Below are 13172 nucleotides of genomic sequence, written 5' to 3' on the forward strand. Positions count from 1 at the left end.
CCTCGGTGTCGTCTCCGTCTCGTCCGAGCATAGGCCCTGGACAACGTTGTCAGGGCAAGAGAGACTGTACGTCACAGCGATCTACACGCTCTCGGCTCTCTGGAGACACCGCGCACATGCAGACTGACCTCGTTGCCGCCCTGGACTTCGGGGGCACCAAGATCGCCGGCGCGCTGGTGGACGGCGCCGGCGGCATTCTCGTACGGGTGCAGCGGCCCACTCCCGCCCGGGAGGACGGCGAGACGGTGATGCGGGCGGTCGAGTCGGTGCTCGACGACCTGGCGGCCTCGCCCCTGTGGGACTCGGCGCACGCGGTCGGCATCGGCAGCGCGGGCCCGGTGGACGCCTCGGCCGGTACGGTCAGCCCGGTCAACGTCCCCGGTTGGCGCGGCTTTCCGCTGGTCGAGCGGGTCCACCGGGTCTCCGGCGGGCGGCCGGTGACGCTCGTCGGCGACGGTGTCGCGATGACGGCCGCCGAGCACTGGCAGGGCGCGGCCCGTGGCCACGACAACGCGCTCTGCCTGGTCGTCTCGACGGGTGTCGGCGGAGGTCTGGTGCTCGACGGCCGGGTACACCCCGGCCCCACCGGCAACGCGGGCCACATCGGCCATATCAGCGTGGACCTGGACGGCGACCTGTGCGCCTGCGGCGGGCGCGGCTGCGTCGAACGCATCGCCAGCGGGCCGCAGATCGCGCGGCGCGCCCTGGAGAACGGCTGGCGGCCGGGTCCCGACGGCGACACCTCCGCGGCCGCGGTGGCAGCAGCCGCGCAGGCCGGGGAGCCGGTCGCCGTCGCGTCGTTCGAGCGCGCCGCACGGGCGCTCGCGGCGGGGATCGCCGCCACGGCGACGCTGGTCGAGATCGACATCGCCGTCGTGGGCGGCGGGGTGGCGGGCGCGGGCGACGTGCTCTTCGAGCCGCTGCGGAGCAGCCTGCGGGAGTACGCCACACTCTCGTTCGTCCGGGACCTCGCCGTCGTCCCGGCGCTCACCGGCACGGACGCGGGCCTCCTCGGCGCCGCGGCGGCGGCCCGCAAGGTCGCCTGACGGCGGGTCACCGGAAGCAGTCGGCTGCTGACGGGCGGGTCACCGGGTGCGGTCGGCCTGAAGGCACCGGCGGCTGGAGGTCACCGGACGGAGTGCGCCTGACGGCGGGTCGCCGGGCGCAGTCGGCTGCTGACGGGCGGGCCGCCGGGCGCCGGACCGCCGGGCGCGGTCGGCCTGGAGGCAGAGTCGCCCGGCGCGCGGCCTGGAGGCGGTTCGCCCGGCGCGCGGTCATATCCTCACCGCCGTCCCCGCCCCTGCCCTCACCACCGCTCCCACGACCGGCCTCGCCGTCTCCGCCGCCCGCTGTCGTACGACCACCAGAAACGTGTCGGACTCCAGGTCCATCACGACCTCCGCCGGAAGCCCCTCGTCCCGGCGCGCGCTCGCGAACTCCTCGGCGGGCCAGCTGCCTCGTGGGCCACCCGCGGGGAACCTCTGCAATACCGTACGGCTCATCTCCGCACCCCCTTGCCTCGCCGGTCCAACGACGGTCCGTACCGAAGTGTTACGCACCGCCCGCACGGGCGTTCGCGCCGGGGGTTTCCATGGCAGGGTGTTGCGGGCAAGCCACTGAGGGCTACCGAAGAGGGGGAATCGTGATCGTCTGGATCAACGGTGCGTTCGGCGCGGGCAAGTCCAGCACCGCGCGCGAGCTGGTCGAGCTGATCCCGAACAGCACCCTGTACGACCCCGAGCTCACCGGCGGCACACTGTGCCGGCTCCTGCCCCGGAAGCGGCTCGACGAGGTGGACGACTTCCAGGACCTGCCGATGTGGCGCCGCATGGTGGTCGACACCGCCGCCGCCCTGCTCGCCGAGGTGGGCGGTGTCCTCGTCGTCCCCATGACGCTGACGCGGCAGGAGTACCGCGACGAGATCTTCGGTGGTCTCGCGGCGCGGCGGATCGAGGTCCGGCATGTGCTGCTCGCTCCAGATGAAACGATCCTGCGGACGCGGATCGACAGCCGCGCGGCGTTCGAGGAGGACAAGGAGGGCGCCGAGCGCGCCCGCCAGTGGTGTCACGACCACGTCGAGCCCTTCCGTACCGCGCTGGGCTGGCTGTCCGGCGACGCCTACACCGTCGACAACTCCACGCTCTCGCCCGTCGAGGCCGCGGCCGCTGTCGCCGAGGCCGTCAACGCCGGCCTCGCCGCCCCGTGCGGGATCGTCCAGACGCCCGAACCCACCGGTGAGACGCTCGCCGCCGGCGTCCTGCTCTTCGACGAAGAGGACCGCTTCCTCCTCGTCGACCCCACGTACAAGCCCGGCTGGGAGTTCCCCGGAGGCGTCGTCGAACCCGGGGAGCCGCCCGCCCGCGCGGGCATGCGCGAGGTCGCCGAGGAGATAGGCATCGAACTCGACGCCGTACCCAGACTCCTGCTGGTCGACTGGGAACGGCCCCAGCCCCCCGGCTACGGAGGTCTGCGCCTCCTCTTCGACGGCGGACGGCTCCCCGCGGCCGACGCGGACCGGCTCCTGCTCCCCGGCGCCGAACTGCGCGGCTGGCGCTTCGTCACGGAGGACGAGGCCGCCGAACTCCTGCCCCCGGTCCGCTACCGCCGCCTCCGCTGGGCCCTGCGGGCCCGCGAACGAGGCACCGTCCTCAACCTGGAGGCCGGCGTACCGGTCGGCTGACCGGGACGAACCCGAGCCACGCCGCCCCGGGGGATGCCGTGCGGCCCATGCCCGCCCGTGCCCACGGCATCCCTCGCATGTCGTGCGGCCTGTGCCCGCCCGCCGGGTCCCGCTCGTGCGCACGGCGTCCCCTAGCGGGCCGCTTCGGCCAGTTGGCGGGCCGGGTCGTCCGTCACCGGGTCCCCGTGGCCGCAGCACAGCACCCGGGGCTTCAGCTCCGCCAGCCGCCGCATCGACTCCATCGCCCGCTCGCGGTCCACATGCATCACACCGAAGGTCACGCCCTGCACCGAGGCAACCGTGTCGCCGGTGAACAGGACGTCGTGCCGCGGAAGATGGACCGCGATCGAACCGGCCGTGTGCCCCGGGATGTGGACGGCCACCGCCCCGTCGCCGAAGCCCAGCTCCTCGCCGTCCTCCACCTCGTGGTCGACCCGGGTGGGCGGCGCCTCGGGCACGGTCAGCCCGTTCTCGTACAGCGGGCGCTCCCAGTCGAGCAGGTCGGGGTCGGGAACCGGGGCCTCCCCCCGGATCACCGGGGCGTCGAGGCGGTGGGCCAGGATCCTCGCGCCGAACCGGTCGGCCAGCTCCTGCGCGGAGCCCACATGGTCGCGGTGGCAGTGGGTGAGCACGATCCGGCGGATACGGGCCGGGTCCAGGCCCACTCCCCGTAGCCCCGTCTCGATCTCGTCCGCCGAGCCCGCCCAGCCGGCGTCGATCAGGGTCAACTCCTCGTCGTCCCGCCACAGATAGGCCTGGCCGATCGAGAAGTGCAGCATGTGCAGTCGCGGGGTGATCTCACTGAGTTCCATACGGCGAACCTACGGATCCCCGCAGGCCCGCCGTACGGTTCTACGCTCTCGGCGAGCTTCGCCGAACGCTTAACCCTGCTTCGAGCGGGCGTAGTTCACCAGGAAGTGCGCCTCCGCCACCGCGAGGCGCTCCAGCTCCTCCGGCGACACCGACTCGTTCACCGCGTGGATCTGCGCCTCCGGCTCGCTGAGACCGATGAGCAGGATCTCCGCCTCGGGGTAGAGCGACGCCAGTGTGTTGCAGAGCGGGATCGAGCCGCCCATGCCCGAGGTCTGCATCTCCTGCCCGGGGTACGCGACCCCCATCGCCTCCGCCATCGAGACGTACGCCGGGCTGGTGACGTCCGCCCGGAACGCCTGGCCCTGGCCGACCTGCTCGAAGGAGACCCGGGCGTTCCACGGCACACGCTTCTCGATGTGCGCGTACAGCAGCTTCGTCGCCTCGGACGCGTCCTGGCCCGGCGGGACCCGCAGGCTGATCTGCGCCCGCGCCGTCGACGGGATCGACGGCGTCGCGCCCGCCACCGGGTGGCAGTCGATGCCGATGACGGTGACGGCCGGACGGGCCCAGATACGGTCGGCCACGGTGCCGTTGCCCGGCAGGCCGACGCCCGCCAGGACCTTCGCGTCCGCGCGGAAGTCGTCCTCCGGGTACTGCAGACCGTCCCACACCGCGTCGGCCGGCAGACCGTCGATGACCGTCGAGCCGTCCTCGGCGCGCAGCGTGTCCAGGACCCGGATCAGCGCGGCCAGCGCGTCGGGCGCGGCACCGCCGAACATGCCGGAGTGCAGGTTGCCTTCGAGGGTGTCGATCTGGACCCGGATCATCGTCATGCCGCGCAGGGTCGCGGTGACCGTCGGCAGACCGAGCCGGAAGTTGCCGGTGTCACCGATCACGATGGCGTCGGAGGTGAGGAGCTCCGGGTGCGCCTCGGCGTACCGCTCCAGACCGCCCGTTCCCTGCTCCTCCGAACCCTCCACGATCATCTTGACCGTGACGGGAACACCGCCGTTCGCCTTCAGGGCGCGCAGCGCGAGCAGGTGCATGATGAACCCGCCCTTGCAGTCGGCCGCGCCCCGCCCGTACCAGCGCCCTTCGCGCTCCGTCAGCTCGAACGGCGGAGTGACCCACGCCGACTCGTCCAGCTTGGGCTGCACGTCGTAGTGCGCGTAGAGGAGGACGGTCGGCGCGCCGACCGGGCCCGGCAGTACGCCGTACACCGACTGCGAACCGTCGGGGGTGTCGAGCAGCGCCACGTCCTGGAAGGACTCGGCGCGCAGCGCGTCCGCCACCCAGTTCGCGGCCCCTTCGCACTCGCTCCGCGGAGCCACGGCCTCGTCCGCCACCGATTCGAAGGCCACGAGCTCCGTGAGCTCCGCCTTGGCGCGGGGCATGAGGCCGGCGACGGTCTCGGCTATCGGATTCGCGGTCATGGGCACGCTCCTGGTGGGTGCGACGTTGTAAGGACGTTGCCGTATGTCGGTTGTACGGCGAACGCATCGCCGATCCTACGGCGCGGGGCCCGGAAGGCCGCGCCGTAGGATGCCCGGAGACTTGGATCATCGGCCGGATCAGGAGCAGAAGCCCATCGTGAGCAGCGAGAACGCAGACGCCGAAGAGGTACGCGCGGAAAAGTCGGAGCAGGCCACGACCGTATGGGACGTGGTGGTCGTGGGCGCCGGTCCGGCAGGCGCTTCCGCGGCGTACGCGGCCGCGGTCGCCGGACGCCGTGTGCTGCTCCTGGAGAAGGCCGAACTGCCGCGGTACAAGACCTGCGGCGGCGGCATCATCGGCCCCTCGCGGGACTCGCTCCCGCCCGGTTTCGAACTGCCCCTGCAGGACCGGGTGCACGCCGTGACCTTCTCCCTGAACGGACGCTTCGCCCGGACGCGCCGCTCGCGCCGGATGCTCTTCGGGCTGGTCAACCGGCCCGAGTTCGACGCGGGTCTCGTCGAGCAGGCGCAGAAGGCGGGCGCGGAGCTCCGTACGGGAGTCACCGTCTCCCGGGTCGAGCAGCACGGCCCGGCCGTGCCGGACCGGCGCACCGTCGCCGTCGTCCTCGCGGACGGCGAGACGGTCCTGGCCAGGGCGGTCGTCGGAGCGGACGGCAGCGCGGGCCGGATAGGAGCTCACGTCGGCGTGAAGCTCGACCAGGTGGACCTGGGGCTGGAGGCCGAGATCCCCGTTCCGGCCTCGGTGGCCGAGGACTGGAAGGGGCGGGTCCTCATCGACTGGGGCCCGATGCCCGGCAGCTACGGCTGGGTCTTCCCCAAGGGCGACACGCTCACCGTCGGCGTCATCTCGGCGCGTGGCGAGGGTGCGGCCACCAAGCGCTATCTGGAGGACTTCATCGCCCGGCTCGGGCTCGCGGGCTTCGAGCCGGCCATCTCCTCCGGGCACCTGACGCGCTGCCGTAGCGACGACTCGCCGCTGTCGCGCGGCCGGGTGCTGGTCTGCGGTGACGCGGCGGGGCTCCTGGAGCCGTGGACGCGGGAGGGTATCTCCTTCGCGCTGCGCTCGGGCCGGCTCGCGGGGGAGTGGGCGGTACGGATCGCCGAGGCGAACGACGCCGTCGACGCGCGCCGTCAGGCGCTGAACTACGCCTTCGCCATCAAGGCGGGGCTGGGCGTCGAGATGGCGGTCGGGCGGCGGATGCTCGCGCTGTTCGAGCGTCGGCCGGGGCTGTTGCACGCGACGATCACCGGTCTGCGTCCGGCGTGGAACGCGTTCACGGACATCACCCGCGGCTCGACCACCCTTGCCGGTCTCGTCCGGTCGAACGGCATCGCGCGGCGGGCGCTCGACGTCCTGGACCGCCGGATGGCGCCGACCGACGGCATGACGCTCCGGGGCGCGGCCCAGTCGGGCCCGACGTCGGCTGACGCGGATGTCTCGGATCCGGCCGAGCTGACGGGTGCGGTGGGGGTGTCGGGCGCCTCGGATCTGTCGGGCCCGGCGGACGCATCGGACGCGTTGGACGCCGCATCGGACGCAGCGGACGTGTCGGCGCCGGACGCGTCGGACGTGTCGGCGCCGGATGCGCCGGGCGGGGCGGATGCGTCGGGCGTGGCGGACGCACCTGACGCCTCGGACGCGCCTGACGCGCCTGACGTGCCGGATTCCGGGGTCAAGCGGTCGGAGTGATCCGGAAGACCGGGTGCTTGGGGGCGATCGCGCGCAGCTCCGCGTCGGTGGAGTCCGGACCGACCCCGCCGAAGAAGATGCCGACCTCCGCCTTCCACCGCTTCAGGTAGGCGCGGAGGAGAGCGGGCTTCTCGTCGTCGGTCAGCTCCACGGCGGTGAAGGGCTGCGCGTGCTTGCCCAGGCGCAGCTCGCCGCCGCCGGCCACGCGCATGTTGTGGGTCCACTGGACGTGGCCGCGCGGCGCCATCAGGTACTGGGCGCCGTCCAGAGTGAGCAGGTTGACGGGCGTGGTGCGCCATTCACCGCTCTTGCGGCCGCGCACCGCGAGGACGCGGGAGCCCCAGACGCTGATGCCCCGGCGGGTCATCCACGCGACGCTCCGGTTGAGTACGTTCACCGTGAACCAGCCGGGCTTCATGACGTGGGCGCTGGGCTGAGCGGACATGGCATCCTCCGAAGGAAACTGTGAGCACTGCTCTCGCTTGAGATCAGTGTGCACGGATCGGCGATCCGAAGCAAGAGCACCGCTCTCGTTTCGCTGCGATGCTCTCGCTTTGATCCGATGCTCTCGTTTCAGTGCAGTGCTCCGGGAAGGTGGCACACTGATCTCCATGACCAGCGTTCAAGGAGCCCGTGCCCGCGCCCGCATCGAGATCACCGCCGCCATCAAGGACGAGGCCCGCGCCCAGCTCGCCGCCGAAGGTGCCGCCAAGCTCTCCCTGCGTGCCGTCGCCCGCGAGGTCGGCATGGTGTCGTCGGCGCTCTACCGGTACTTCCCCAGCCGCGACGACCTCCTCACCGCCCTCATCGTCGACGCGTACGACGCCGTCGGCGGGGCGGCGGAGGAGGCCCTGGCCGCCGCCGAGGCCCGGGGCGGCGACCACCTCGCCCGCTGGACGGCCGTCTGCCGGGCCGTCCGTACCTGGGCCCTCGCCCATCCCCACGAGTACGCCCTGATCTACGGCTCACCGGTCCCCGGCTACTCCGCCCCGCAGGACACCATCGGCCCGGCCTCCCGCGTCGGACTGGTCCTCATCACCATCGCCCGCGACGCCTTCACCGCCGACGGCGTCGCCCCGCCGCCGCTCCCCGGAGAGCTGCGGCCCGAGGCGGAGCGTATGGCCGCCGATCTGGCCCCCGACCTGCCGCCCGCACTCGTCGTCGCCCTGGTCGCCGCCTGGTCGCAGCTCTTCGGGCTTGTCTCCTTCGAGGTGTTCGGCCAGTTCCACCGGATCGTCGAGGAACGGGACGAGTTCTTCACGGCGACCGCCGCCCGCCTCGGCCGCGACATCGGCCTCCTGCCCCGCCCGTGACCCGGGCCGGACGGCTTCGCCCGTGACCGGTCGGTTCCACCCGTGACCGGCCGGCCCCACCCGTGACCGCCCGGCGGCGGACCCGCCCGTGACCGGCCGGACGGCCTCGCCCGTTCCGGCCCGCGGAGGGCCCGGTCGTTCTACTCCCACGGGAGTACGCGTGATCACCACGCCGGGCTGACGCCGATCGGGTCCGACCGCGTCTAGCGTGGCGGACATGGAAGAACAGCGCGGTCAGGGGCCAGGCGATCCGCTCCGGGCGCGCGGCGGTCCGCCGTGGGCGCTGCGCTGGGCCGATCGCGAGCCGGGCGACGGGCTGCCCTGGCGGTCCACCCTCCTCCTCGCCGTCTTCGTGATGGTGGGCTCCGGGTTCGCGGCGAGGAACCAGCCGGACCGGGAGTCCCTGGATGCCCTCGGCCGCGGGCTGCTGCTCCTCGGTTCCGCGCTGCTCCTGCTGCGCCACCGCCACCCGGTCCCGGTGGTCTTCGCGACGTCGGCCGTCACCCTCGGGTACTTCGCCGCCGGCTACCCGTACGGTCCGGTCTTCCTCCTCGTCGCCGTGGCCTGCTTCGCGGCGATCGTGCAGGGCCACCGGCGGGCGGCCTGGTGGGCGCTGGGGCTGGTGTGGGCGGGGCATCTGCTCATCGCGCACTGGCTCTATGCCCACCTCCCCCCGGACGGCGACTCCGCCGCGCCGTGGGGCCAGGAGATCCCGGTCGCCTGCTTCGTCATCGCGATCCTCGCCGCCTCCGAGCTGGTCCGCGTCCGCCGCGAGCAGTGGGCGCAGCAGCGCGCCGAACGCGCCGCGGCCGAGCGGCGCCGTGCCGACGAGCAACGGCTGCGGATCGCCCGGGAGCTGCACGACGTCCTCGCCCACTCGATCTCCGTCATCAACGTGCAGGCCGGCGTCGGCCTCGCCCTGCTCGACAGCGACCCCGAGCAGGCCCGCGCCGCGCTGACCACCATCAAGGCGGCGAGCAAGGAAGCGTTGGGGGAGGTCCGTCAGGTGCTCGACACCCTGCGCGCCCCGGGCGAGGCCCCGCGCACCCCCGCGCCCGGCCTCGACCGGCTCCCCGAGCTCGTCGAGCAGGCGGCGTCCGCCGGGCTGACCGTGGAGACCACGACGGAGGGCGCGCCCGTGGCGCTTCCGCCCGGCGCCGACCTGGCGGCCTTCCGGATCGTTCAGGAGGCGCTGACCAACGTGGTCCGCCACTCGGGGTCCCGCGCCGCGCGCGTCACGATCCGCTACCTGCCCGGCGTCCTGGAGCTCCGTGTCGACGACGACGGACCCGCGACCGGCGGCGACGCCGGTGGCAGCGGCAACGGTCTCGCCGGAATGCGGGAGCGGGCCGGAGGCCTCGGTGGCACGATCGAGGCGGGCACCCGCGAGGACGGCGGTTTCCGGGTGCGCGCCGTCCTCCCCGTCCGACCGAAGGAGACGCCGTGATCCGTGTGCTGCTCGCCGACGACCAGTCGCTGGTACGGGCGGGCTTCCGCGCGCTCCTGGACGCCCAGCCGGACATCGAGGTGGCGGGGGAGGCCGCCGACGGAGAGGAGGCGGCGGGCAAGGCGGGCGAACTCCGCCCGGACGTCGTCCTCATGGACATCCGCATGCCCGTGCTCGACGGTCTCGCCGCCACCCGCCGGATCACCGGGGACCCCGGTCTGGGAGCGGTGAAGGTGGTCATGCTGACCACGTTCGAACTCGACGAGTACGTCTTCGAGGCCATCCGCGCGGGTGCCTCGGGCTTTCTCGTCAAGGACACCGAACCCGAGGAGCTGGTACGGGCCGTGCGCGCCGTCGTCGACGGCGACGCCCTGCTCTCGCCGGGCGTGACGCGGCGGCTCATCGAGGAGTTCGCGGCCCGCTCCAAGCCCCTGGCCGCGGGGTCCGGCCTCGACGAACTCACCGAGCGGGAACGGGAGGTGATGGCCCTGGTCGGCATCGGTCTGTCGAACGAGGAGATCGCCCGGCGTCTCGTCGTCAGCCCGCTCACGGCCAAGACCCACGTGAGCCGCACCATGGTGAAGCTCGGCGCCCGCGACCGCGCCCAACTGGTCGTCCTGGCCTACGAGTCGGGCCTGGTACGCCCCGGCTGGCTGGGCTGACGACCGTACGACGTCACGGGCCACGCGGAGGCGGATTCCGGCGGTCCCCGGCCCCCCGGACCTTCACGACCAGGTGATCGCCGAATTCTCCCGCCAGATCCGGGCCAGCGACGCGTCACCCGCCACGTCGACCGCGCCCTCGGGAAGCCGGTTCCAGAGCGTCAGATAGAGGCGGTCGGCGGGGCCGGTCATCTCACAGTCCGCGGTGACGGGAAGACCGCCCTTGCCGCGGCCCGTCTCGCCCCGTCCCGTAGTGCCGTGTTCCGTAGTCCCATGTTCCGTAGTGCCGTGTTCCTTAGTGTCGTGTTCCGTGCGGGGCGGATCCTGTGACAGCCGTACGGTCCACACGTCACCGGTGTCGGTGGTCCGTACGCGCAGGATCCGCGGCTCCGGTGTACGCACCCGGCTGCGCTCGCGGGCGTGGAAGGCGCGCAGCAGCTCGTCGATCCCGTCAGCGGCGAGTGCGGGGTCCACCGGTCCCGGGTGCCGGTCCGGCAGGGCGGACTCGGCGTCCGCGCGGTGGACGGCCGTCTCGTGCGCCTGCCGCCGCGCCCAGAAGGCCAGCGGGGAGGGGGCGGCCATCAACGTCCAGCACTCCAGGGACTCGGGAGCCGCGCGCAGGGCGTCGACGAGTCGGACATGACCCTCGCGGAAGTGGGCGAGGAGCGCCTCTCCGTCGAGATCCGGCTCGCCGTCGTCGGGGTGGTAGGAGGTGTACCGCTCGGCGACGAAGCCCGTCGCCCAGCGGTGCACCATCGTCGTGTGCCGCAGGAGATCCCGTACCCGCCAGCCCGGACAGGTCGCCACCTCGGCGTCCGAGCCGGCCTCGGCCGCGGTCTCCGCCAGCGCCCGGCCCGCCGTGGCCAGGGCGGCGATGTGCTCGTCGATCGTCATGATCTCCACACGGCGATTCTTCCAGGGGAGGCCCGGAGGCGCGGCGGATTCCCACCGCCGGCCAGGACCCGGCGCCCCGCCGGAATCAGGCTGCTCCACCTGTCGGAGAGGCCTGTGCGTTCCGGACCGCGTACCCGATCAGCGCGGCGCCGGCCGCGAGGACGGCGACGGTGGTGAGGGCGAAGGGCAGGGAGAACCAGTCGGCCAGGAAGCCGATGGAGGGCGGGCCGAGCAGCATGCCGCCGTAGCCGAGGGTGGAGGCGGTGGCCACGCCGCTCGGGCCGGCCAGCGCGCCCGCCCGGGCCACGGCGACGGGGAAGATGTTGGCCAGGCCGAGCCCGGTCACCGCGAAGCCGAGCAGGGCGGCCCAGACGCTCGGGGCGAGCGCGCCGAGCAGCATGCCGGCGGCGGCCGTCGCCCCGCCCGCGACGAGGGTGCGGGTCTGGCCGAGGCGTTCGAGCAGGGCGGTGCCCGACAGTCGGCCGACGGTCATCGTCAGCGCGAAGAGGGCGTAGCCGGCGGCCGCGACGCCGGGGTGCGCGTCGAGGTCCTGTTCCAGGTGGAGGGCGCCCCAGTCGGCCAGGGCACCCTCGCCGTACGCCGTGCAGAGCGCGATGATCCCGAAGACGACGACCAGTCCGCGCGAGCCGGTCCTGCCCCGGCGCCGCTCGGCGGCCGGGGTCGCCTCCGGAGGGGCGGGGGACGGCTGCCGGAGCAGTACGGGACCGGCGACGGCCGTCAGGAGAAGCCCGACCACCGTCAGACCGAGCAGGTGCGCCGTGGGGGACACGCCTCCGGCGACCAGCCCGCCGAGACCCGCGCCGAGCATCCCGCCGAGGCTGAACGCCGCGTGGAAGGAGGGCATCACGGGGCGGCGCAGCGCGGCGACGAGGTCGACGGCGGCGCTGTTCATCGCCACGTTGATGCCGCCGTACGCCGCGCCGAAGACGAGCAGGACGAGGCCGAGGGCGAGCGGGGAACGGGTGAGGGCCGGCAGGGCGATCGAGAGTGAGAGCAGCACTGCCGTGGCGACGGTGACGGCGTGGCTGCCGTGGCGTCGGCAGAGCCGCCCCGTCAGGGTCATGGTGACCACGGCGCCGGCCGACACCCCGAGCAGCGCGAGCCCGAGGTCGCTGGCGGAGGCGCCGGTCTGCTGCTTGATGGCGGGGATGCGGACGACCCAGCCGGCGAAAAGGAAACCGTCGAGGGCGAAGAAGAGGGTCAGGGCGGAGCGGAGGCGGGACAGGGAGGAGGCGGTGTCTCCGCCGGGGCCCCCCGGAACGGCCGTCCGTACTTTGTTTAGTAGCGGCACAAACTCAGGATAGGGGCGAGCCGTACGGATTTCAACCTGCCGACCGGTGGGGGTCGGCCACGCGCCCGGCCGGGGCCGCGTGGACGCGGACGGGCGGCGATGAACCGATCAGGGGTGGCCGACTAGGCTCGATCAGGGCCGATCAGGGACCGCTGCTCAGGGACCGATCAGGGACCGCTGCTGAGGGACTGCTCAGGGGCCGCTCAGGGACTGCTCAGGGACTGCTCAGGGTTCGATCGATCAGGACTCTGCCCCCGAAGCCCGGCCCACCGAGGCGCGGACCAGGGCCGCCGCCACGACCGGCAGCTCCTCCCGGGGCACGGCGCGGGCCAGAGCGGCGGGGTCGGTGGGCAGGCCCGTGCGGCGGGCGCCCTCCAGGACGCGTTCGTCGAGGTAGGGGGCCAGTTCCGGCCAGATTCCCTGGGCTTCGCGCAGAAAGATGTCCGCCCCTGCCGGGCCGATACCGGGGATCTCCTGCAGTGCCGAGCGCAGCTCGTCCACGTCGCCGTGCGCCGCCTCCCGCATCCGGCGCAGATCACCGCCGTACTTCGCCAGAACGAGTTCGGCCTCCTCGCCGAGCTGCGTCGCCGTGCGCTCGTCGTACCGCCGGTAGCCGCCCTCGCCCAGCGCGTCCACCCGCTGCTGCCAGCTCGCCTCGCGCATGCGCCGCGGCGTGCGCATCCCCGCGTCGAACAGTGCCTCCGCCGCCGCGACGGCCGTCTCCGCGCGGATCCTGGCGCTCAGCAGATGGGCCAGGACCAGCAGCTGGTACAACGGCTGCGGGGTGTCCTTCAGTCGTATGCCGGCCTCCTGCGCGTACGTCCGGGAACTCTCCTCCTCCAGCAGATCCCGCACACGGGCCGTCGTTCCGGAGCGCGTCATGACACCTCCCGATCACGCCGCGCCG

At 73.3% G+C, this 13172-nt stretch carries 13 protein-coding genes; 6 read left to right on the forward strand and 7 right to left on the reverse strand.

Annotation, left to right across the window (positions count from 1 at the left end):
- Positions 1 to 116: 116 nt before the first annotated feature.
- A complete protein-coding gene (locus M5362_RS11980) occupies positions 117 to 1046 on the forward strand; it encodes an ROK family protein (RefSeq protein WP_260227435.1) in 930 nt (309 codons plus the stop codon).
- A gap of 228 nt (positions 1047 to 1274) precedes the next feature.
- Here M5362_RS11980 and M5362_RS11985 read toward each other — a convergent pair whose 3' ends face one another.
- Entirely contained in the window at positions 1275 to 1502 is a 228-nt protein-coding gene (locus tag M5362_RS11985) for a hypothetical protein (RefSeq protein WP_260227436.1), read from the reverse strand.
- Between the two features lie 140 nt (positions 1503 to 1642).
- Between M5362_RS11985 and M5362_RS11990 the strand changes: the two genes are divergently transcribed.
- Positions 1643 to 2680, forward strand: a complete 1038-nt coding sequence (locus M5362_RS11990) for an NUDIX hydrolase (protein ID WP_260227437.1) — start codon at positions 1643 to 1645, stop codon at positions 2678 to 2680.
- A gap of 131 nt (positions 2681 to 2811) precedes the next feature.
- On the opposite strand, the gene M5362_RS11995 is transcribed toward M5362_RS11990, so the two are convergent.
- Both M5362_RS11995 and M5362_RS12000 read right to left on the reverse strand, forming a co-directional pair.
- Positions 2812 to 3492, reverse strand: coding sequence for an MBL fold metallo-hydrolase (locus tag M5362_RS11995; RefSeq protein ID WP_260227438.1), 681 nt, complete (start codon positions 3490 to 3492; stop codon positions 2812 to 2814).
- Positions 3493 to 3561: 69 nt separating this feature from the next.
- Complete coding sequence (locus M5362_RS12000; protein WP_260227439.1) at positions 3562 to 4926, reverse strand: dipeptidase; 1365 nt, start codon at positions 4924 to 4926, stop codon at positions 3562 to 3564.
- Between the two features lie 157 nt (positions 4927 to 5083).
- Here M5362_RS12000 and M5362_RS12005 point away from each other — a divergent pair, with 157 nt between their 5' ends.
- Entirely contained in the window at positions 5084 to 6637 is a 1554-nt protein-coding gene (locus tag M5362_RS12005; protein ID WP_374214445.1) for a geranylgeranyl reductase family protein, read from the forward strand.
- Here M5362_RS12005 and M5362_RS12010 read toward each other — a convergent pair.
- The gene (locus M5362_RS12010; RefSeq protein WP_260227441.1) at positions 6621 to 7082 is read right to left on the reverse strand and encodes a nitroreductase family deazaflavin-dependent oxidoreductase; all 462 of its coding nucleotides are present in this window, start codon (positions 7080 to 7082) and stop codon (positions 6621 to 6623) included. The two genes, M5362_RS12005 and M5362_RS12010, sit on opposite strands and share 17 nt — an antisense overlap.
- Positions 7083 to 7248: 166 nt before the next feature.
- Here M5362_RS12010 and M5362_RS12015 point away from each other — a divergent pair, with 166 nt between their 5' ends.
- From M5362_RS12015 to M5362_RS12025, 3 genes are all read left to right on the forward strand, one after another.
- The gene (locus M5362_RS12015) at positions 7249 to 7950 is read left to right on the forward strand and encodes a TetR/AcrR family transcriptional regulator (RefSeq protein WP_260227442.1); all 702 of its coding nucleotides are present in this window, start codon (positions 7249 to 7251) and stop codon (positions 7948 to 7950) included.
- Between the two features lie 208 nt (positions 7951 to 8158).
- Positions 8159 to 9397, forward strand: coding sequence for a sensor histidine kinase (locus tag M5362_RS12020; RefSeq protein ID WP_374214446.1), 1239 nt, complete (start codon positions 8159 to 8161; stop codon positions 9395 to 9397).
- Positions 9394 to 10059 (forward strand): response regulator transcription factor, encoded by a 666-nt coding sequence (locus M5362_RS12025; protein WP_260227443.1) that lies wholly within the window; start codon positions 9394 to 9396, stop codon positions 10057 to 10059. Before M5362_RS12020 ends, M5362_RS12025 begins: the two co-directional genes overlap by 4 nt.
- A 63-nt stretch (positions 10060 to 10122) precedes the next feature.
- On the opposite strand, the gene M5362_RS12030 is transcribed toward M5362_RS12025, so the two are convergent.
- The 3 genes from M5362_RS12030 to M5362_RS12040 form a co-directional block, all read right to left on the reverse strand.
- Positions 10123 to 10953, reverse strand: coding sequence for a maleylpyruvate isomerase family mycothiol-dependent enzyme (locus tag M5362_RS12030; RefSeq protein WP_260227637.1), 831 nt, complete (start codon positions 10951 to 10953; stop codon positions 10123 to 10125).
- Positions 10954 to 11038: 85 nt separating this feature from the next.
- On the reverse strand, positions 11039 to 12265 hold the full coding sequence (locus M5362_RS12035; RefSeq protein WP_260227444.1) for an MFS transporter: 1227 nt from the start codon (positions 12263 to 12265) through the stop codon (positions 11039 to 11041).
- Between the two features lie 240 nt (positions 12266 to 12505).
- The gene (locus M5362_RS12040) at positions 12506 to 13147 is read right to left on the reverse strand and encodes an endonuclease (RefSeq protein WP_260227445.1); all 642 of its coding nucleotides are present in this window, start codon (positions 13145 to 13147) and stop codon (positions 12506 to 12508) included.
- Positions 13148 to 13172 lie beyond the last annotated feature (25 nt).

It is taken from the genome of Streptomyces sp. Je 1-79 (assembly GCF_025195125.1).
Lineage (GTDB): Bacteria > Actinomycetota > Actinomycetes > Streptomycetales > Streptomycetaceae > Streptomyces.

Coding starts and splice junctions, on each gene's coding strand:
- M5362_RS11980 (WP_260227435.1), top strand. CDS start 117: ATGCAGACTGACCTCGTTGCCGCCCTGGACTTCGGGGGCACCAAGATC.
- M5362_RS11985 (WP_260227436.1), bottom strand. CDS start 1,502: ATGAGCCGTACGGTATTGCAGAGGTTCCCCGCGGGTGGCCCACGAGGC.
- M5362_RS11995 (WP_260227438.1), bottom strand. CDS start 3,492: ATGGAACTCAGTGAGATCACCCCGCGACTGCACATGCTGCACTTCTCG.
- M5362_RS12000 (WP_260227439.1), bottom strand. CDS start 4,926: ATGACCGCGAATCCGATAGCCGAGACCGTCGCCGGCCTCATGCCCCGC.
- M5362_RS12010 (WP_260227441.1), bottom strand. CDS start 7,082: ATGTCCGCTCAGCCCAGCGCCCACGTCATGAAGCCCGGCTGGTTCACG.
- M5362_RS12015 (WP_260227442.1), top strand. CDS start 7,249: ATGACCAGCGTTCAAGGAGCCCGTGCCCGCGCCCGCATCGAGATCACC.
- M5362_RS12030 (WP_260227637.1), bottom strand. CDS start 10,953: ATGACGATCGACGAGCACATCGCCGCCCTGGCCACGGCGGGCCGGGCG.
- M5362_RS12040 (WP_260227445.1), bottom strand. CDS start 13,147: ATGACGCGCTCCGGAACGACGGCCCGTGTGCGGGATCTGCTGGAGGAG.